This is a genomic window from Streptomyces sp. MJM8645 (assembly GCF_001625365.1).
Classification (GTDB): Bacteria; Actinomycetota; Actinomycetes; order Streptomycetales; family Streptomycetaceae; genus Kitasatospora.
This window is the reverse complement of the sequence record NZ_LJJF01000001.1, coordinates 166936-186488: the sequence shown is the minus strand read 5'-3', so window position 1 is coordinate 186488 and position 19553 is coordinate 166936. Positions and strand designations below refer to the sequence as shown.

The following is a 19553-nucleotide window of genomic DNA, read 5'->3' as shown; positions in this document are numbered from 1 at the left end:
GACTGCCCCCGAAACCCGGAAGCCGGGCCGCGACCGAGGTCGCGGCCCGGCTTCCGGGCGCCCGTTCGCCGAACGGCGCTGTCAGGCCAGGCTGGTGAGCACCGCCGGGTCGTACGGGACGGTCCGGGCGAGGTTGCCGCGCAGCGCCTTGGCGGCCCAGTCCGGGTTGGCGAGCAGGGTGCGGCCGACGGCGACGAGGTCGAACTCGTCGCGCTTGAGGCGGGCCAGCAGTTCGTCGATGCCGGTCACGCCGGCCTGGCTGGTGTAGCCCTGGGCGAACTCGCCCTCGCCGTACTGCTGGTCCAGGCCGACCGAGCCGACCGTCACGGCGGCCTTGCCGGTGAGCTTGCGCGCCCAGCCGGCCAGGTTGAGGTCGCTGCCGTCGAACTCGGGCTGCCAGTAGCGCCGGGTGGAGCCGTGGAACGCGTCGACCCCGGCGTCGGCCAGCGGGGTCAGCAGCTGCTCCAGCTCGGCCGGGCTCTGCGCGATGCGGGCCCCGTAGTTGCCGACCTTCCACTGGGAGAACCGGAAGAAGACCGGGAAGCCCGGGCTGACGACCGCGCGGACGGCCTGCACGATCTCGGCGCCGAAGCGGGCGCGGGAGGCCGGGTCGCCGCCGTAGCGGTCGGTGCGCCGGTTGGTGCCGCTCCACAGGAAGTCGTCGATCAGGTAGCCGTGCGCGCCGTGCAGTTCGATGCCGTCGAACCCGAGCCGCTCGGCGGTCGCCGCGGCCTCGGCGAAGGCGGCCACCGTGTCGTCGACGTCCTGCTGGGTCATGGCCCGCCCGGCCGGGGCGCCGTCCAGGCCGATCCCGGACGGGCCTTCGGCGGGCGGCTCCGTCCCGGTGCGCACGACCCCGGTGTGCCACAGCTGCGGGATGATCCGGCCGCCGGCCTCGTGCACCCGCTGCACCACGCGGGCCCAGCCGGCCAGCGCCTGTTCGCCGTGGAAGTGGGGCACGTGGTCGTACGCGCGGGCGGCGGCGCGGTCGACGTAGGTGCCCTCGGTGATGATCAGTCCGACCTGGTGGGCGGCCCGGCGGGCGTAGTACTCGGCCACCTCCTCGCCCGGCACGCCGCCGGGGGACTGCATCCTGGTCATCGGGGCCATCACGATGCGGTTGGGGACCGTCAGATCACCCACGACGAACGGCTCGTCCAAGCTGGACATGCTTTTCTCCCGAGTTCTCGGCACTCATGGTGTGAACATTCCGTGTGCGCCCTCTCCGCCGCTCCGGCGAATCGCCGCCGGGTCGTGCGGAAAACGGTCTGGGCGGCTGCACATGGGTAACGCACGATTATCGACCCTGTTGATCGCGGCGTCCAGCGGGTGCCGTCGTCCGCCCTGCATTGCCTCAGGCGATGCAGGGCATCGACACAATCATGTTGACCGTGTCCGGGAGATCACGGATAGTGGTGCAGGTGGTTCCGCGTCGCCTTCTGGGTCGCAACTGGAGAATTGATTCCCTTGCCGACCAGTGCCGCGGAAATGAATTTCCAGGAACGAAAGGTGGCGGAACCCAGGGTGAGCGAGAGTCGCCTTACCGCGCAGATTTCCCACGACTTGGACGGCAAACGGGCCGTCGTCACCGGCGGCAGCCGGGGCATCGGCGCCGCGATCGTGCAGCACCTGCTCGACGCCGGCGCCACCGTCGTCACCTCCGCCCGCAACCCCACCGAACACACCCCGTCCGCGGCCAAGTTCATCCGGGCCGACCTCAGCTCGAAGGACGGGGTGCGGGCGTTCGCCGACGCCGCGCTGGACTCCCTCGGCGGGGTGGACATCGTGGTCAACAACGCGGGCGGCTGCCGGGCCTTCCAGGCCGCGCTGGAAATCGAGAACGACTGGCAGTACACGGTCGACATCAATTTCCTGGCCGCCGTCCGGCTCAATGCCGCACTCGTGCCGGCCATGCGCGCGGCCGGCGGCGGGGTCATCGTGCACCTCTCCTCCATCGCGACCATTTCCTCCTACCCGATGATCCTGCACTACGCCGCCGCGAAATCCGCGCTGGAGGTGTACAGCAAGGGCCTCGCGGTCGAGTTGGCGCCGGACGGAATCCGGGTCGTCGCGATCTCCCCGGGAAACGTGATGACTCCTGGGGCGGATGAGGCACGCGACAAGATCGTCGACTATCTCGGCATGGAATCCGAGGGGGACTGGGCCGACGAGGTCCCGCTCGGGCGGATCGGTCAGACCGAGGACATCGCCGAGGCGGTCGGCTTCCTGGTCTCCCGGCGCGCCTCGTGGATCACCGGCAGCAACCTCGTCATCGACGGCGGCAAGAGCGCGTCCCTGTGACCGCCCGCCAGGACTGGAAGGACTGACACGATGACCGCGACAGAAGAAGGGCCGCGGGCCTATCCGTTCGGTCCGGCCGAACAGCTCGACGTGGACCCGAAGCTGGCCGAGGCCTGCGGCGAGCAGCCGGTGCTGCGGGTGAGCCTGCCCTACGGCGGCGACGCCTGGCTGGTCAGCCGCCACGCCGACGTCAGGACGGTGCTGGCCGACCCCCGGTTCAGCCGGGCCGCCGCCGCCGGCGAGGACGTGCCCCGGATCGTCTCGGCCGGCCTGCCCCGCACCTCGATGCTGAGCATGGACCCGCCGGAGCACAGCCGGCTGCGGCGCAGGGTCGCCAATCCCTTCACCGTGCGCCGGGTCGAGGCGATGCGCCCGCGCGCCCAGCAGATCGTCGACGAACTGCTCGACACCATGATCGCCACGGGCTCGCCCGCCGACCTGACCCAGATGCTGACCTGGCCGCTGCCGATCACGATGATCTGCGAACTGCTCGGCGTGCCCGTCGAGGACCGTGACCGGTTCAACGCCTGGGTGGACGGCCTGCTGATGCTCTCCGACCCGGCCCGCTCCGCACGGGACCGCGGGCACCTCAACGACTACCTCGGCGGCCTGGTCGCCGAGCGCCGCGTCGAGCCCACCAGCGACCTGCTCGGCGAACTGGTCGCCGTGGAGGACGAGGAGAACCGGCTCACCGAGGAGGAGTTGGTCAGCCTCGGGGTCAGCCTGCTGTCCGCCGGCCAGGAGGCCACCGCCAACCAGATCGGCAACTTCGTCTACACGCTGCTGACCAGGCCCGAGCTCTGGCACGAGCTCGTCGCCGATCCCGGCCTGATCCCCGACGCGGTCGAGGAGCTCTCCCGGATCATCCCGATCAGCGCCACCGCCGGCTTCACCCGGATCGCCACCGAGGACGTGGAACTGGGCGGGCAGACCGTCCGCGCCGGCGACGCGGTGGTCACCGAGTTCTCGCTCGCCAACCGGGATCCGGAGGTGTTCGACCGCCCCGAGGAGATCGACTTCCACCGGGGGACCATCCCGCACGTCACCTTCGGGCACGGCATCCACCACTGCCTCGGCGCGGCGCTGGCCAGGATGGAACTGCGCGTCGTCCTGGACTCCCTGGTGCGCCGACTGCCCGGCCTGCACCTCGCCGTGCCGGCCGACCAGGTGACCTGGCGGACGGAACGCCTCATCCGCGGAGCGGACGCGCTGCCGGTCGCCTGGTGAGACGCCCGCCGGCCGGAACCGCCGGCCGGAACCGCCGCCCGGGCCCGACGGGCGGGCGACGGCTCCGGCCGGCCCCAGTTCGCACGTCGACATCAACCGGACGCTGGACATCAGCCGGACGCTAAGGGAGGGCTCAGCATGGCCGAACCACTGGAGGCGATCACCGCGGCCGTGCGTGATCCGGACAAGGGACTCGCCGAGGCCATGGCGGCCATCATGGAGGGCTACGGCGACCGGCCCGCCCTCGGCGAACGCACCCGGGAGCCCGTGACCGGGCGCCTGCTGCCCGGCTTCGAGACCGTCAGCTACCGCGAACTGTGGGCCCGGGTACGCGCCGTAGCCACCGAGTGGCACCACCACCCGGACCACCCGCTGAGCGCCGGCGACCGGCTCTGCATCCTGGGCTTCACCAGCACCGACTACGCCACGCTCGACCTCGCGTGCCTCCACGCGGGCGTGGTGGTCGTGCCGTTGCAGTCCAGCGCGCCGCTGTCCCAGCTGGCGCCGATCGTCGCGGAGACCGAACCGCGCGCCCTCGCGGCGAGCATCGAGCGGCTGGACACCGCCGTCGAAGCCGTCCTCGGGGCGCCCTCGATCCGGCGCGTGATCGTGTTCGACTACCGCCCCGACGTCGCCGAGCAGCGCGACGCCCTCGCATCCGCCCGGCGGCGCCTGGCCGGGGCCGGCCGCCCGGTGGCCGTCGACCCGCTGGCCGCCGTGATCGAGGCCGGAGCCGGCCTGCCGCCCGCGCCCCTGTTCGTCGCCGCCCCGGGTGACGACCCGTTGGCGCTGCTCATCTACACCTCCGGCAGCACCGGGACGCCGAAGGGGGCGGTGTACCCCCAGCGGCTGGTCCGCACCGCGTGGAACGGCTTCAGCTACGGTGCGGAGGACGCGCCCCCGGTCAGCGTCCACTACATGCCGCAGAGCCACCTCGCCGGCCACTGGGCGCTGATGGGCTCGCTCTCCCGGGGCGGCGTCGGCCACTTCACCGCCAGGAGCGACCTGTCCACCCTGCTCGACGACATCGCCCTGGTCCGCCCCACCGAGCTGACCATGGTCCCGCGCATCTGCGACCTGCTCTTCCAGCGGTACCGCAGCGAACTGGACCGGCGCTCCGGCGAACCCGGCGACATCGACACGGCGGTCAAGACCGACCTGCGGGAGAACGTCCTGGGCGGGCGCGTCACCAAGGCCTTCTGCGGCACCGCCCCGCTCTCCGCCGAGGTGGCGGCCTTCGTCGAGTCCTGCCTGGGCTTCCACCTGTACACCGGCTACGGCTCCACCGAGGCCGGCGGGGTGCTGCTCGACTCGGTGGTGCAGCGCCCGCCGGTCATCGACTACAAGCTGGTCGACGTCCCGGAACTCGGCTACTTCCGGACCGACACGCCGCACCCGCGCGGGGAACTGCTGCTCAAGACCGCCACCGCCATCCCCGGCTACTACAAGCGGCCCGAACTCACCGCCGAGATCTTCGACGCGGACGGCTACTACCGGACCGGCGACATCATGGCCGAGACCGGGCCGGACCGGCTCGTCTACGTCGGTCGCACCAAGGACGTCCTGAAGCTCTCCCAGGGCGAGTTCGTGGCCGTCTCCCGCCTGGAGACCGCCTTCGTCGCCAGCCCGCTGATCCGGCAGGTCTTCGTGTACGGCAACAGCGAGCGCGCCTACCCGCTCGCCGTGGTCGTCCCCGCCCCGGACGCGCTGGCCAGGGCCGGCGGGGACACCGAGTCGCTCAAACCGCTGCTCATCGAGTCGCTCCAGCGGATCGCCAAGGAGGCCGAACTCAACTCCTACGAGATCCCGCGCGACATCCTGATCGAGACCGAACCCTTCAGCGCCGCGAACGGCCTGCTCGCCGACAGCCACAAACCGCTGCGCCCCCGGCTCCGGGAGCGCTACGGCGAGGCCCTGGAACGGCTCTACACCGAACTCGCCGACGGGCAGGAGCAGCGGCTGCGCGAGCTGCGCCGGGCCGGGCCCGACCAGCCGGTGCTGGACACGGTCGGCCGGGCCGCCCAGGCGCTGCTGGGCTGCGCGGGCGCCGAGTTGAGCGCCGACGCGCACTTCACCGACCTGGGCGGGGACTCGCTGTCCGCGCTGTCCTTCGCCGCCCTCATGACGGAGATCTTCCGGGTCGAGGTCCCGGTCGGGGTGGTGATCAGCCCGGCCAACGACCTGGCGCGGGTGGCGGGTTACATCGAGGAGCGGCGCCGCTCCGGCGCCGCGCGGCCCACCGCCGCCTCCGTCCACGGCGAGCACGCCGCCGAGGCCCGCGCCGGCGACCTCACCCTGGACAGGTTCCTCGACGCGGCGACGCTCGCCGCCGCCCCGACGCTGCCCCGCCCCGACGGCGCCGTCCGCACCGTCCTGCTCACCGGGGCCACCGGCTACCTCGGCCGCTTCCTGTGCCTGGAGTGGCTGGAACGGCTGGCGCCCGCGGGCGGCAGGCTGGTCTGCGTGGTCCGCGGCGCCGACGCCGCCGTCGCGGCGAAGCGGCTGGAGGCCGCCTTCGACAGCGGCGACGACGAACTGCTCCGGCGGTACCGGGAGTTGGCCGACGGGACGCTGGAGGTGCTGGCGGGCGACATCGGCGAGCAGCGGCTGGGCCTGGCCGAGGACACCTGGCAGCGGCTGGCCGACACCGTGGACCTGATCGTCCACCCGGCCGCCCTGGTCAACCACGTGCTGTCCTACGACCAGCTGTTCGGGCCCAACGTCGTCGGTACGGCCGAACTGATCCGGCTGGCACTCACCACCCGGCTCAAGCCCGTCACCTACGTGTCCACCGTCGCCGTGGTGGCCGGCGCCGCGGCCGCGGCCCTCGACGAGGACGGCGACATCCGCGCCACCAGCCCGGTGCGGCACCTCGCCCGGGGCTCCGGCGGCGGATCCGCGCCCGGATCCGACGGGTACGCGCACGGCTACGCGACCAGCAAATGGGCCGGCGAGGTGCTGCTCCGCGAGGCCCACGACCTGTGCGGACTGCCGGTCGTCACCCTGCGGTCGGACATGATCCTCGCGCACGGCAGGTACCGGGGGCAGCTGAACGTGCCCGACGTGTTCACCCGCCTGCTGCTCAGCCTGCTCGCCACCGGCATCGCCCCGGGCTCCTTCTACCGGGGCGGCGGGCGCGCCCACTACGACGGCCTGCCGGTCGACTTCACCGCCGAGGCCGTCACCGCGCTGGGCGCGCGGGCCACCGAGGGCTACCGGACCTTCAACGCGCTGAACCCGCACGACGACGGCGTCTGCCTGGACACCTTCGTCGACTGGCTCATCGAGGCCGGCCACCCGATCCGGCGGGTCGACGACTACGACGACTGGCTCGCCCGGATCACCACCGCGCTGCGCGCCCTGCCGGAGAAGCAGCGCCAGCACTCACTGCTGCCCCTGCTGCGCGCCTTCGCGCGGCCCGGGGAGGCCGTCTCCGGGTCGGCGATCCCCGCCGCCGGGTTCCGGGCTGCCGTGCGGGCCGCCAAGGTCGGCGCCGACCAGGACATCCCGCACCTGTCGGCGGCCCTCGTCCGCAAGTACGTCACCGACCTGCGCCACCTCGGCCTGCTTCCCCACTGACCGCAGCACCGCGCCACCATCCCCGCATTCGACCCGACGGACACAGGAGTTCGGCATGGCACAGAGCATCGGCGAGACGGTCATCTCGGGTCTGCGGCGGCTGGAGGCGAACGACTTCGCCGGCTTCCGGGCGCTGTGCACCGAGAAGGCCACGGTGTGGCAGAACGACGGCAAGGACGAGCAGGCGATCGACGAGCGGCTCGTGCACTTCAAGGCCTTCGCCGCCGGCGTCGAGTCCCTGCGGTTCGAGGTCCTCCGCCAGTTCGAGAAGCCGGACGAGGTGCTCCAGCAGCACGTCATCCACCTGCTGTCGGCCGACGGGGTCGTCCAGGAGGTCCCGACCGTCGTGTACTTCCGGTTCGAGGGCGGCCTGATCGACCGGATCGAGGAATTCCTCTACACCGTGCCGCAGAGCAACACGGCCTGACGGACCGACCGCCCGCCTTCCTGAACCTGAACCGTCAGGCGGGCGCTGCGGCGCGGGACTCCCGGAGGCTGCGGCGGGCGGCGGCGGTGACGAGCAGGACCCAGAGCAGGCTGAGGCCGCCCAGGGCGTAGACGCCGCCGTGCAGGAAGGCGAGGTCCAGGTCCGTGCCGGCCGGCGGGGCCCAGCCGTCGGGGTCGACGAGGACGGTGGTGGTGGTGCCGGCGGAGGAGGACCCGGAGCAGCCCGAGCCCTGGAACTCGGGGTGCGGCAGCGGCTTCCCGTCCGCGCGGCGGATCGCGCAGGACCAGCTGATCCGGCCGCTGCGGTCCTTCGAGCTGTGGGCCTCGGTGACGACGACCTCGGTCCGCTCCCCGCGGTGCGCGAGCACCTCCGCCCGGATGGTGGTGGGTGGCAGGGCCAGCAGCAGGATCCCCAGCAGGACGCCGGGCCAGAGCACCCAGCCGGCGGCCCGGACCATCATCAGCCCGCCCAGGGAGGAGATGAGCACCAGCACGGCGATGACCGTGAACAGGGCGGAGTAGTCCGGGTCCACGGCGAGCGCCATCAGGCCGACGAGCAGCAGCGGGGCGAGCACCGCGACCAGGACGGCCGCCCGGCGGATGGTGCGGGGCGCGAGCGGCGTGTCCTTCCGGGGCTTCCGCTTGGCGCTCTTCGGCCGCTGGGCGGCGGCGGCCGCCGCGCTCAGTGGTCTCTTCTGCTTCTTCCTGCCCTGTGCCATGTGGCCCCCGTTCGGTGCTGCGTCGGACTGCTCGCGACAGTCTGACCTGCGGTGCGGGGGTGCGGAAGACCGGGGGCCGCAAGCCGTCACGGCCGGCCGGGTCAGGCCGGTCAGACCCGCCCGAGTCCGGCCTGCTCCAGGTCGAGGTCGCGCTGGAGGCGGCGCAGGGTGGTGTCGCTGATGAGGTGTTCCTCGTAGAGGCGGTGCAGCCGGGCGTTCTGCACGGTGATGACCTCGCGCCGGAGTTGACGGTAGGCGGCGTCGGCGGTGGTGCCGTCGGGGGTCTCGGGGGTGCGGTCGAGGCGGGCGGCGAGGCCGCGCCGGACCCGGTCGATCGCGGTGTCGGGCATGACCTCCAGGGCGGCGAGGTGGTCTACGTGGTCGAGGGCGGCGCGGTTGAGGGCGTCGCGGGCGTCGTCCTCCTCGCGGGCGGTGTGCTCGGGCTCCAGGGCGAGCCCGGAGCGGTGGACCACGGCGGCGAGGGTCAGGCCCTGCACGACCAGGGTGAGGACGACCACCGCCGTGGTCAGCACCAGGACGAGCGGGCGCCCGGGGATCCGGTTGCCGTCCGCGGTGAGCAGCGGGATGGACAGGGCCGCCGCCAGCGGCATGACGCCCCGGGTGCCGGCCCAGGTGACGACCCCGGCGACCCGCCAGGACAGCCGGCCGCGGGAGGGCTTGACCCCGCGGGTCAGCGGCAGCGTCCACAGCACGCGGACGGCGATCAGCACGGCCGCCAGCGCGAGCGCCTGGAGCGGCCACCAGCCGGTGCCGGCCGGCAGGTCCCGGACCAGGGCGGGCAGTTGCAGGCCGACGATGCTGAACACGACGCTCTCCAGCAGGAACACCACCACCGCGGAGACGGCGTGCAGTTGGAGCCGGATGCGGGCGTCGGTGAGGCGGTGGCCGGAGCGTCCGAGCAGGACGCCGGCGACCACGACCGAGGTCACCCCGGAGGTGTGCGCGGACTCCGCGAGCACGTACGCCGCGTACGGGGTGACCAGGGCTATCACCGTCTCCAGGACGGGGTCGGCGGTGCGGCGCCGGATCAGCCACACCAGGCCGGCCACGGCGGCGCCGACCAGGCTGCCGCCCCCGCCGAGCAGCAGGAGCTCGCCGCCCGCCGCCGGCAGGTCCACCGTGCCGCCCACGGCCACGGCGACGCCGACGGCGACCTTGAACAGCACCAGCGAGGTGGCGTCGTTGAACAGGCTCTCGGCCTGCACCAGCACCTGGACGCGCCCCGGCAGCGCCAGCCGGCGGCCGAGCGCGGTGACGGCCACCGGGTCGGTGCTGGACAGGACGGCCCCCAGCACGAACGCCATCGCGGGCGGGAGCCCGGCGACGGCGACGGCGACGAAGCCCACGGCGGCGGCGGAGGCGAAGACCAGGCCGAAGGAGAGGATCGTCACCGGGCGCCACACCGTGCGCAGATCACGCAGCGACAGTTCCTCGGCGGAGGAGTAGAGCAGGGGCGGGAGCACCACCAGGGCGATGGCCTGCGGCGGTACGTGCAGCGCGGGCACGCCCGGGACCATCGCGACCGCGAGGCCGACCAGGACCAGCAGGGAGGGCGCGGGCACCCGCAACCGCTGGGCGAAGGTGGCCACGCTCGTGGCCAGAACCACCAGAACCAGAACGATCCCCACGGCGCGCATTTGCGGAAACGACCCATCACGACGATCGGGGTCGCCGCCGCCCGAGCGCTGCAGTCGTCCCCCGAGCCGACCAGACTTCCCGGCACACCGCCAGTCATCTTATCGGGTCGTTTGCGCGGGACGGCAGGGTGCCCGGCCGGTCGTGCCTCAGCGGCGCCCGAGCAGCCTCGCCAGGAAGCCGCCGCCCTTGCCCTTCGTCCGGTCGCAGGCGCAGCGGCCGGACTTGGGCACCCCGGCGAGCACCTGCTCGACGTGCATGCCGCACCCCGCGTAGCTTGCCTTGCCACACGTCCGGCAGGTGGTTCGTCGACACATCGCGCTACTCCTCACGTCGCACCCCCGGATGGGGCGGCCAGTTCTTTCAGGATACCCCACCCGGTATTTTTGGACGTGTGCCCCGGGGCCGGCGGATCGGCGCCCCGGACCCGCCGTGCCCGGCCGGGGCTGTCCGGCCTGGCACGACGGGCGTTCCTCGTGGTGTGCCGTGCGGTCAGACGGCCTGTAGGTAGAACAGGTCCGGTCGGCTGTCCTGGACGATCTGGTAGCCCAGGCCGTCGCTGTGGTTCTGGGCGGCGACCCACTTGCCGGAGTTCACGTTCTGGAGGGCGAAGCGGTTGCTGCCCGGAACCTTCGCCATCCAGAACGCCTGGTTCTCGGGGACGACGTCGCCGCAGCCGACCGTGATGATCCAGTTGCCGTCGTCCTTTCCCCAGCGGTCGACGACCATGCACCAACCGCGCCAGCTGTCGCGGAAGTACACCAGCTCGCGGCCGTCGGAGGCGTGCTTGCGACAGACCTGCCACTTCTGGTTCGACTCGTCGCCCCAGAAGTACTGGATGACCGAGCCGTGGTTCCCGGAGGAGAGGGCGACGGTCAGCGGCCGGTCGGCCCCGGCGGTGTTGATGCGGTAGAGGCCGGGGTCGCAGGGGTACTCGCTCTCCGGGTCCGCGGCGAGTGCGGTGGCCGACGTGGGGGCGGCCAGGGCGGCGGGGGAGGCGGTGAACAGCAGGGCGCCGACGGCGGCCGCCGTGCCGAGGACGTTCAGCGGGCGTCGGGCCCGGGAGCGTCGAGGGTGCGGTTCGGGCATGGTGGACTCGCTTTCGCAGCAAATGGGTTGGGTCGTTTCCGCGATCCTGGGCATCAGCAGACGAGTCGCGCCCGGGCGGCCGCGCGCAGGGTGCCGGCCGGCTCCGGGTAGGCGCAGGAGACGGTGCCCTGCTCCGGGACGTCGAAGGTGGTGAAGGTGCCGGGGCCGTTCGGGCTGGTGTTGATCCAGTAGCCGGTGTTCCCGCTGCGGGCGCAGATGTAGCGGACCCACTCGCCGGTGACCTTTCGGGTGCCGCGGTAGAGGCCGTAGTAGCCGGGGCTGTTGAAGTTCACGGTGTCGGTGACGGTGGTGGTGCGGGTGGTCGATTTGGTGTTGGCCACGGAGAAGCCGACCTTGACGCTCACCTTGGCGAAGATCGCCTTGAATTCGGCGCTCACCTCGGTGCTGGTGTTGATCGTGGTGCTCACCGAGTCGACCTCGCTGAGGGTCTTGGTGTAACTGCCGGTGGTGCCGGGGGTGATCGCGACCGCGAGGAAGTCGGTGACGGTCGGTTCGACCCGGGCGGAGGCGATGTCCTCCCACAGGTAGTCGCGGGCGGGGTCACAGGTGGCGGTCGGCGGTGTGGTGTCGGCGTGTGCGGGCGCGGCGCCGAGGCCGAGCCCGGTCACCGCGACCAGCGCGGCGACTCCTGAGGTGAAGGCGGTGCGCCGGGTGCGCGAGCTCATGAGGGTGCTCCTCCGCTGGAAATGGGTGCACTGCGAGCCGTCATGTGCATGACGTGAATCCCCCGTGGGGAAATCTTCACGTTCGCGGCGGGGTCGCGGCCATCCCAGATTCCTGGGGGCGTACGGCGGGGCGCGCGCCTGGGGCGCGGGGCCCCGGGTCAGCAGCGCCCCCCGCCGAGCATGATCCGCGCGATCAGCTCCTGCCGGCTGCCCACCCCGGTCTTGGTGAACACCGACTTCAGGTGGTCCTGCACCGTGTACGGCGTCATCGCGAGCAGCCGGGCCACGTCCCGGGTGTCGCTGCCGCGCACCAGCAGCAGTGCCACCTCCTGCTCGCGGGCGGTCAGCCCGTACGCGGCCAGGTAGAGCGGCATCACCTCGGCCGGCGAGGCGGGCGTGGCCACCACCGTCACCTCGTCGGCCGCCGCGTCACCGCGCAGCGCCGATCCGTGCAGCAGGTACCAGCGATCGTCCCGGGTGCGGACCCGCACCGGCGTCTGCGGCGCGGCCAGCCCGTGCGCCGCCCGGCGGGCGTGCTCGGCGGCCATCGCCACGGAGGTCGGGATACTGAGCGAGGTGGGGGTGGGGTCGGCCAGCCGGTCGAGCAGGTCCTCGGCCGGGCCGGACATCGCCCGCAGCCGGTTGCGCCGGTCGAGCATCAGGACCGCAGGCCCCGCGTCCTCGTGGTCCGGCGCGCCGGCCGGAACGTGGCTCGCCCGCAGCGCGTTGCCCAGGTGGCGGGCGGCGGCGCCGGCGAGCTCGCGCTGGCGCCCCAGGTAGGGGCCGCGGTCCGGGGCCCGCATGAACGCCGCGCACCCCCACATCCCGCCCGTCGCGTCGAACACCGCCCGCAGCTCGTCCCCGAACCCGGCCGGCGCTATCTGCTCCCGGAACCGCACGCTCTCCTGCGGGCGCCCCTTGGTCGCCCGGCTCAGCGTCTCCGCCTGCACCCCGCTGCGCCGGATCTTCGGAAAGGTCGCCAGGTCGTCCTCCCAGACCTCCAGCCTGACGGCGTGCTCGTACGCCGTCAGGCTGAGGTCCTCGCTCTGCACCGAGTTCACCAAACCGGTCGCCGGATCCGCCGTGTGCCAGCACACCGCGTCGAACTCCAGCACCGGGCGCAGCAGTTCGTCCGCCCGCCGGAACACCTCCGGCGCCGTCAACCCCTCCCCGGCGAGCTCCCGCATCCCCTCGATCGCCGACCGCGCCGCCACCCCACGAGCCCCACGTAATCCCATGGCGGGAAGCTAACACGCTGTTCGTACCCCCACCTACGCGCCGATCGGCGGGGTCCGCCTCCTCCTCGCGGTGGTCCGACGGCCCCCGGCATCATCCTGACGTCTCGTCATGTCGGCCGGGGGCGGCGTGCGCCGGGGGCTCAGCCGGGCAGCGAGTCCATGAAGGAGCTGACCGAGAAGACGGCCTTGCCGGGGCCGGCCGGGCCGTAGCCGGGCGGGGAGGAGAGGCCAAACTCCTCCAGGGTGGCGCGGTAGGCCTGGAGCAGGCGGATGTGGTACTCCAGCGGGGCGCCCTGGGGGTTGGCCTTGCCGAGCGGAGTGGTGGGTTCGGGGCACCAGGTGGTGAAGCGGGGCACCACGCCGTGGGACATGAAGAAGCGCAGGCCCTCCCGGGTGGAGGCGATGGCCTCGTCGACGGTGGTGAAGCCGAAGGGCTGCGCCATCTCGACCCCGGCGACGAAGTTGGGGATCACGTTCTCCGGGCCGAACACCTCGGTGGAGTCGAGGATGCGCCGGTGCCACTCGTCGCGGCCGACGTAGCGCTCCTTGCCGGGGCAGTACAGCTCGAACAGGCGCTTGTCCCAGACCTCGAAGTTGGGGTGGTAGATCCGCACGCCGTAGTCGTGGAAGCGCTGGACGTCCTCGCGCGGCAGGGCCTGGGCGACGACCTTGCCGATCCAGCGCCCGGGGAAGCGCTCCTCGATGGCCTTGGCGTACTGGCCGTAGAAGTCGGCCTCGTCCCGGCCGCCGACCTGCGAGGTGATGGCGCCGCCGGTGAGGGTGTACGCCTGGGAGGCGCGGGCGGTGTCGTGGCGGTCGATGAGCTCCAGCGCCTCCAGCACCTCCTCGACCGGCTTGACCCCGGTGTAGGGGCGGCCGGCGGCCTTGTGCTGGCGCCAGTTGTGGTTGATGTCGCAGTACTGGCACTCCTCCTTGGCGCCGAAGTACTGGCAGACCCGGAAGACCGTCAGGTAGATCAGGTAGCCCCACTGGATGGTCGGGGCGACCTCCATCACCGACTTCCCGTTGGCCAGGGTGTGTCGGTAGTAGTCCGGCATCGGGGGCAGGCCCACGTCGGCGATCCGCGCGCCGTCGAGGTACAGGCCGAGCGTGCCGTCCTCCCCGGCGCCGACCCGGTACGGCGAGTCCGGGTTGACGCGCACCGACACCACGGTGCGGCGCAGCCCGTACGGGCCGCCGGTGAGCACGACCTCCTCCGGCGGGCGGTTGAGCGCGGCCGCGCCGAGTTCGGGCAGGGTGCGGTGGTCGAAGGAGAAGATGAAGTACGACTTCGGCTTGACCTCGCCGCTCCCGTCGGTGCCGGTGCTGCCGCTGAGGGCGGACTCGTCGAAGGCCATGCCGCCGCGCAGCAGGTCCTCCTTGATCACGGCCTCCCGGGGCACGTCGGGGAAGCGCTCCATGAGGTCCTCGACCAGTGCGGTGCGGCTGCGGCCCTGGGTCTCCATGTGCTGGTACGTCCTTCCTGGCCCCGTTCCGTCACGGGGCCGTGGCCATTCTTCTCCCCCTTACACCGGCGGGCGCGGCGGACCGATGCATGAGGAGGCGGCGTTTCAAACGCCATACGGGCCTACGTTCACCTGATCGGGTGTAGAAGATCGTCCGGAACGTTTCCGAACCGACCCCCGCACCTACGGTTGTGAACCGAGCGAGACGGGGGCGCGTTCGAAGACCGCCCACGCCGTCGGCCAGGTGACGAGCCGTCATATCTTGCGATCCTTCATCAGAGTCAGAGGAGGCTCCATGCCCCTGTGCACCAGAGCGGGGACACCCTTCGAGCGCACTGCCGCCGCGGCGGTGGGGTCATGAGCTCCTCGGCGATGGAGCGGATCCTGCGCGGTCCGAGCGGCCTGGGCACCGCGGGCCTGAACCTGGCGCAGAGCGCCCCCGCCCCGAGCGCGCCCGCACTCAACACCTCCGTGCCCGGCGTCCCCGCGTCCGACAGCCCCTCCCCGGGCGGTTCGAAGCCGGGCGGTTCCAAGCCGGGTGGTTCCAAGCCGAAGCCCGGCGACGCCATCCCGGGCCTCTACCACCACCCGGTGGCCGAGCCCGACCCGGTGCGGGTGGAGGAACTGAGCCTCAGGATCAAGGCCTGGGCGCTGGACGAGGTCGAGCTGTACCCGCCGGACTGGGAGAAGCAGTTCGACGGCTTCTCGACCGGCCGCTACATGGTGGCCTGCCACCCCGACGCGCCCAGCGTCGACCACCTGATGCTCGCCGCCCGCCTGATGGTCGCCGAGAACGCGGTCGACGACTGCTACTGCGAGGACCACGGCGGCTCACCGGTCGGCCTCGGCGGGCGCCTGCTACTGGCGCACACCGCGCTCGACCCGCTGCACACCACGCCGGAGTACCACCCGGAGTGGGAGGCCTCGCTGTACGAGGACGCCCCCCGCCGGGCGTACCGCTCCGCGATGGAGTACTTCACCCGGGCCTCCACGCCCTCCCAGGCGGACCGGTTCCGGCACGACATGGCGCGGCTGCACCTCGGGTACCTCGCCGAGGCGTCGTGGGCCGAGACCGAGCACGTCCCGCAGGTGTGGGAGTACCTGGCGATGCGCCAGTTCAACAACTTCCGCCCCTGCCCGACGATCACGGACACCGTCGGCGGCTACGAGCTGCCGGCCGAACTGCACGCGCTACCCGCCATGCAGCGCGTGATCGCCCTGGCCGGCAACGCCACCACCATCGTCAACGACCTGTACTCGTACACCAAGGAGCTGTCCATCCCCGGACTGCACCTGAACCTGCCCGTGGTGATCGCCGAACGCGAGGACTGCTCGCACCAGGACGGCTACCTCAAGGCGGTCGAGGTCCACAACGACCTGATGCACGCCTTCGAGGCCGAGGCGGCCGCGCTCGCCGCGGCCTGCCCCGTCCCGACCCTCGTACGGTTCCTGCGCGGTGTGTCCGCGTGGGTCGACGGCAACCACTTCTGGCACCAGACCAACTCCTTCCGCTACACCCTGCCCGACTTCTGGTAACCACCGTTTCCGGCAGCCATCCCTCTTCCGTTGATCACCCGCTAGGAGCTGACGCATGTCCCTGACCGACGACATCACCACCCCCGCCGACAACGCCGCCATCCCCGGGCCGGCGACTCCCTACCAGGGCGACATCGCACGCTACTGGGACCACGAGGCACGGCCGGTCAACCTTCGCCTCGGCGACGTGGACGGCCTCTACCACCACCACTACGGCATCGGCGACGTCGACCAGGCCGCCATCGGCGACCCGGCCGACAGCGAGCGCGAGAAGAAGGTGATCACCGAGCTGCACCGCCTGGAGTCCGCGCAGGCCGAGCTGCTCCTCGACCATCTGGGCGCGGTTCCGTCCGACGCCACCCTGGTGGACGCCGGCTGCGGCCGCGGCGGCTCGATGGTGATGGCCCACCAGCGCTTCGGCTGCCGGGTCCAGGGCGTCACGCTCTCCGCCAAGCAGGCCGAGTTCGGCAACAACCGGGCCCGCGAGCTGGGCATCGGCGACTTCGTCCGCTCGCAGGTCTGCAACATGCTCGACATGCCGTTCGAGACCGGCCAGGTGGCGGGCTCGTGGAACAACGAGTCCAGCATGTACGTCGACCTGCACGACCTGTTCGCCGAGCACTCCCGGATCCTCGCCGTCGGCGGCCGGTACGTGACCGTCACCGGCTGCTGGAACCCCGCCTACGGGCAGCCGTCCAAGTGGGTCTCGCAGATCAACGCGCACTTCGAGTGCAACATCCACTCCCGCCGGGAGTACCTGCGGGCCATGGCCGACAACCGGCTGGTGCCGCAGGCCGTCATCGACCTGACCCCCGCCACCCTGCCCTACTGGGAGCTGCGCGCCACCTCCTCGCTGGTCACCGGCATCGAGGAGGCGTTCATCAACTCCTACAGGGACGGTTCCTTCCAGTACGTCCTGATCGCGGCCGACCGGGTCTGACCGGTTCTGGCCGGGCCTGACAGGTCCGACAGGTCTGACGGTCCGAGCGTGACGGTGGCCTCCCCGCGGGTGCGGGGAGGCCACCGCCTTCGGCTGCTGCCCGGCTACCGCCCGGTCACCGCCGGGTGAAGGTGAGGTGGGTGACGCCGCTCGGACTGGTCACCGCCTCGGTGCGGAAGCGCTGCTCCAGGCCTTCGAGCCCGTCCCAGAGCCGCTCGCCGCGGCCGAGGACGATCGGCACCACCACCACGTGCAGGTGGTCGATCAGGTCCGCCGCCAGGAAGGCCCGGACGGTGCTCGGGCCGCCGCCGATCCGGACGTCCTTCCCGTCGGCGGCCTCCCGGGCCTGGCGCAGTGCCTCCTCGGGCGTGGCGTCGAGGAAGTGGAAGGTCGTCCCGCCCGCCATCTCCAGCGTGGGGCGCGGGTGGTGGGTGAGGACGAAGACCGGGGTGCGGAACACCGGCTCCGGCCCCCACCAGCCCTGCCACTCGTGGTCCTGCCACGGGCCGCGCTGCGGGCCGAACTTGTTGCGCCCCATGATCTCCGCGCCGATGCCGTCGCTCCAGGTGCGGGCCATCGCGTCGTCGACACCGGTGTCGCCGCCGGTGTCGCCCTCCCGGCCGTGCATCCGCCGGAAGGTCCGGGTCTGGAAGAACCAGCCGTGCAGCCGGTCGCCGGCGTGACCGAACGGCGAGTCGAGGCTCTGCCCCTCGCCCGTTCCGTAGCCGTCGAGCGAGATCGAGAAGTTGTGGACGCGGACCAGGGACACGGGAGTTCCTCCGGTGCTCGGTGCTCCGGCGCGGATCGGGCCGCGCCTGCTGGACGGCCCACGCTAACCCGGGCGGGAGCGGTACAGCCGTCACGCTATTGTCGTGTCTTCTTCACCCGAAGCTCGCCCTGGTGGGCGATGCTTCGTCCGACCGTCCGGGAGGGGCGGCCGGAGGCACATCCGCACTTGGGGGGACAGTACCTGTGACCGTACGCCGCACCGCCGCCGCCATCCTGGCGGCCGGCCTGCTCGCCGCTGCCGCGGCCCTGATACCGGCGACCGCCGACGCGGCGCAGGACGCGGCCGCGAGCGGCCCGGCGGACCTGCCGTTCGGCTCGGCCACCACCGTCGGCCTGCACAACACCTACGACCCGGCCGCCTACCCGTACCTCGCCCAGGGGCTCGACACCGGCACCGGGATGATCGAGCTGGACATCTGGACGGACATCGTCACCAAGGAGTGGAAGGTCAGCCACTCCAACCCGCTCGGCAACTCCAACAACTGCACCGCCGCCAGCACCCCGGCGCAGCTCTACAGCGGCGGCGCCAACAAGAACCTGGAGAACTGCCTCGACGACGTCCGGGTCTGGCTCGGCGCCCACCCCGGCGCCGGCCCGCTGGTCGTCAAGCTGGAGCTGAAGGCGGGCTTCTCCGCCAACCTCGGCATGGGGCCGACGGAACTGGACACGCTGATCGCCGCCCACCTGGGCCCGGCCGTGCTGCGCCCCGCCGACCTGCTCGCCAAGCCGGGCGGCGGCTCGTACGCCAGCGTCGACGAGGCGGTGCGGGCCGGCAACTGGCCGAGCCGCGCGGCGCTGGCCGGAAAGGTCCTGCTGTACGCGATCCCGGGGACGGTCGAGGAGAGCAACCCCTTCGACACCCTGCACACCGACGTCGAGTACGGCCGCCACCTGCGCGACCTCGCCGCCGCGGGCCGGATCGGCGACGCCCAGCTGTTCCCCGCCGTGCACGGCGCCAAGACCGGCGACCCGCGCGCCGCGTACACGGGCGCGGACGCCGGGATCCGGCCCTGGTTCGTGGTCTTCGACGGCGACGCCGCCACGTACCTCAACGGCGTCGACACCGCGTGGTACGACCGCTCGCACTACCTGCTGGTCATGACGGACGCGCACAACGTGGCGCCCGCCATCAGCGCCACCGACCCGACGGCCGAGCAGGCCCGCGCCCGCACCGAGCAACTGGCCCGGGCGCACGCCAGCATCGTCTCCAGCGACTGGCGCAAGCTGCCGGCCGTCCAGTCCCTGGCCCTGCCCCGGGGCTGACGCCGAGACGCCGGACGCGCCACCGGGGCGGTGAACGCCCCGGTGGCGCAGGCGCGTCCGGCCTCGGCTCGGCCCGACCGCTGTCCAGGTCAAGTCTGCTGCGAGTACGTCGAGTTGACCCGAGATGAAGAGTTGGATCAGGGCTTTCGGCGGGCCGGGCCGGTCGCCATGCTGGTTGTCATGACCCGAACTCTACGCGCGTGGAAGTCCCGCGCCGCCGCCGTCACCGCCGTCGCCCTGATGACCCTCGCGCCCGTCGCGGTCGCCACCGAGGCGCACGCCGCGGTGAGCGGCTCGGTGTGCCTGTCCGCCCTGCCGTCGCAGGCGCGCACCACGCTCAACCTGATCGCCTCCGGCGGGCCCTTCCCGTACAGCCAGGACGGCGTGGTGTTCCAGAACAAGGAGCGCGTGCTGCCGAGCCAGTCCTACGGCTACTACCACGAGTACACCGTGGTGACGCCTGGCTCGCCGACCCGCGGCACCCGCCGGGTCGTCACCGGCCAGCGCACCCGCGAGGACTACTACACCGGCGACCACTACGTGACCTTCCGCCTGATCAACTTCGGCTGCTGACCACGCTGTTCACGCTCCAGGGCTCCCGGTACCCCCGGCGCAAC

At 72.2% G+C, this 19553-nt stretch carries 15 protein-coding genes and 1 pseudogene; 8 read left to right on the top strand and 8 right to left on the bottom strand.

Annotation, left to right across the window (positions count from 1 at the left end):
* Positions 1-81: 81 nt before the first annotated feature.
* Positions 82-1170: an NADH:flavin oxidoreductase gene (locus A6F73_RS00780; protein ID WP_063345949.1), complete on the bottom strand. Its 1089-nt coding sequence runs from the start codon at positions 1168-1170 to the stop codon at positions 82-84.
* Between the two features lie 297 nt (positions 1171-1467).
* Here A6F73_RS00780 and A6F73_RS00775 point away from each other — a divergent pair, with 297 nt between their 5' ends.
* The 4 genes from A6F73_RS00775 to A6F73_RS00760 all read left to right on the top strand — a co-directional run bounded on the left by A6F73_RS00775 (position 1468) and on the right by A6F73_RS00760 (position 7534).
* Positions 1468-2301 carry an SDR family oxidoreductase gene (locus tag A6F73_RS00775; RefSeq protein WP_244293243.1) on the top strand — a complete coding sequence of 278 codons (834 nt, stop codon included), beginning with the start codon at positions 1468-1470 and terminating at the stop codon, positions 2299-2301.
* A 30-nt stretch (positions 2302-2331) separates the two neighbouring features.
* Positions 2332-3528: a cytochrome P450 gene (locus A6F73_RS00770; protein WP_063345947.1), complete on the top strand. Its 1197-nt coding sequence runs from the start codon at positions 2332-2334 to the stop codon at positions 3526-3528.
* A 138-nt stretch (positions 3529-3666) separates the two neighbouring features.
* Positions 3667-7107: a carboxylic acid reductase gene (gene car, locus A6F73_RS00765; protein ID WP_063345946.1), complete on the top strand. Its 3441-nt coding sequence runs from the start codon at positions 3667-3669 to the stop codon at positions 7105-7107.
* A 55-nt stretch (positions 7108-7162) separates the two neighbouring features.
* Positions 7163-7534 (top strand): nuclear transport factor 2 family protein, encoded by a 372-nt coding sequence (locus A6F73_RS00760; protein ID WP_063345945.1) that lies wholly within the window; start codon positions 7163-7165, stop codon positions 7532-7534.
* 34 nt (positions 7535-7568) lie between these two features.
* Here the strand turns inward: A6F73_RS00760 and A6F73_RS00755 are convergent, their stop codons facing one another.
* From A6F73_RS00755 to A6F73_RS00730, 6 genes are all read right to left on the bottom strand, one after another.
* Positions 7569-8273: a hypothetical protein gene (locus A6F73_RS00755; protein ID WP_063345944.1), complete on the bottom strand. Its 705-nt coding sequence runs from the start codon at positions 8271-8273 to the stop codon at positions 7569-7571.
* Positions 8274-8383: 110 nt separating this feature from the next.
* Entirely contained in the window at positions 8384-9931 is a 1548-nt protein-coding gene (locus A6F73_RS00750; protein ID WP_063345943.1) for a Na+/H+ antiporter, read from the bottom strand.
* A gap of 490 nt (positions 9932-10421) precedes the next feature.
* Positions 10422-11018: a hypothetical protein gene (locus A6F73_RS00745; RefSeq protein WP_063345942.1), complete on the bottom strand. Its 597-nt coding sequence runs from the start codon at positions 11016-11018 to the stop codon at positions 10422-10424.
* A gap of 53 nt (positions 11019-11071) precedes the next feature.
* On the bottom strand, positions 11072-11704 hold the full coding sequence (locus tag A6F73_RS00740) for a hypothetical protein (RefSeq protein WP_063345941.1): 633 nt from the start codon (positions 11702-11704) through the stop codon (positions 11072-11074).
* A 158-nt stretch (positions 11705-11862) separates the two neighbouring features.
* Positions 11863-12942, bottom strand: coding sequence for a helix-turn-helix transcriptional regulator (locus tag A6F73_RS00735; RefSeq protein WP_079135319.1), 1080 nt, complete (start codon positions 12940-12942; stop codon positions 11863-11865).
* 140 nt (positions 12943-13082) lie between these two features.
* Positions 13083-14408 carry a radical SAM protein gene (locus A6F73_RS00730; protein ID WP_063345939.1) on the bottom strand — a complete coding sequence of 442 codons (1326 nt, stop codon included), beginning with the start codon at positions 14406-14408 and terminating at the stop codon, positions 13083-13085.
* 366 nt (positions 14409-14774) lie between these two features.
* Here A6F73_RS00730 and A6F73_RS00725 point away from each other — a divergent pair.
* Both A6F73_RS00725 and A6F73_RS00720 read left to right on the top strand, forming a co-directional pair.
* A pseudogene (locus tag A6F73_RS00725) lies at positions 14775-15944 on the top strand (family 2 encapsulin nanocompartment cargo protein terpene cyclase); the annotation flags it as partial.
* 55 nt (positions 15945-15999) lie between these two features.
* Entirely contained in the window at positions 16000-16884 is an 885-nt protein-coding gene (locus A6F73_RS00720) for a geranyl diphosphate 2-C-methyltransferase (protein WP_063345938.1), read from the top strand.
* 115 nt (positions 16885-16999) lie between these two features.
* On the opposite strand, the gene A6F73_RS00715 is transcribed toward A6F73_RS00720, so the two are convergent.
* Positions 17000-17653, bottom strand: coding sequence for a dihydrofolate reductase family protein (locus A6F73_RS00715; RefSeq protein ID WP_063345937.1), 654 nt, complete (start codon positions 17651-17653; stop codon positions 17000-17002).
* 203 nt (positions 17654-17856) lie between these two features.
* Between A6F73_RS00715 and A6F73_RS00710 the strand changes: the two genes are divergently transcribed.
* Positions 17857-18936, top strand: a complete 1080-nt coding sequence (locus tag A6F73_RS00710) for a phosphatidylinositol-specific phospholipase C domain-containing protein (protein WP_079135318.1) — start codon at positions 17857-17859, stop codon at positions 18934-18936.
* A 240-nt stretch (positions 18937-19176) separates the two neighbouring features.
* Positions 19177-19509, top strand: coding sequence for a ribonuclease domain-containing protein (locus tag A6F73_RS00705; protein ID WP_244293569.1), 333 nt, complete (start codon positions 19177-19179; stop codon positions 19507-19509).
* Positions 19510-19553 lie beyond the last annotated feature (44 nt).

Coding starts and splice junctions, on each gene's coding strand:
- A6F73_RS00735 (WP_079135319.1), bottom strand. CDS start 12,942: ATGGGATTACGTGGGGCTCGTGGGGTGGCGGCGCGGTCGGCGATCGAG.
- A6F73_RS00705 (WP_244293569.1), top strand. CDS start 19,177: ATGACCCTCGCGCCCGTCGCGGTCGCCACCGAGGCGCACGCCGCGGTG.
- A6F73_RS00780 (WP_063345949.1), bottom strand. CDS start 1,170: ATGTCCAGCTTGGACGAGCCGTTCGTCGTGGGTGATCTGACGGTCCCC.
- A6F73_RS00720 (WP_063345938.1), top strand. CDS start 16,000: ATGTCCCTGACCGACGACATCACCACCCCCGCCGACAACGCCGCCATC.
- A6F73_RS00750 (WP_063345943.1), bottom strand. CDS start 9,931: ATGCGCGCCGTGGGGATCGTTCTGGTTCTGGTGGTTCTGGCCACGAGC.
- A6F73_RS00740 (WP_063345941.1), bottom strand. CDS start 11,704: ATGAGCTCGCGCACCCGGCGCACCGCCTTCACCTCAGGAGTCGCCGCG.
- A6F73_RS00760 (WP_063345945.1), top strand. CDS start 7,163: ATGGCACAGAGCATCGGCGAGACGGTCATCTCGGGTCTGCGGCGGCTG.
- A6F73_RS00730 (WP_063345939.1), bottom strand. CDS start 14,408: ATGGAGACCCAGGGCCGCAGCCGCACCGCACTGGTCGAGGACCTCATG.
- A6F73_RS00770 (WP_063345947.1), top strand. CDS start 2,332: ATGACCGCGACAGAAGAAGGGCCGCGGGCCTATCCGTTCGGTCCGGCC.
- car (WP_063345946.1), top strand. CDS start 3,667: ATGGCCGAACCACTGGAGGCGATCACCGCGGCCGTGCGTGATCCGGAC.
- A6F73_RS00755 (WP_063345944.1), bottom strand. CDS start 8,273: ATGGCACAGGGCAGGAAGAAGCAGAAGAGACCACTGAGCGCGGCGGCC.
- A6F73_RS00745 (WP_063345942.1), bottom strand. CDS start 11,018: ATGCCCGAACCGCACCCTCGACGCTCCCGGGCCCGACGCCCGCTGAAC.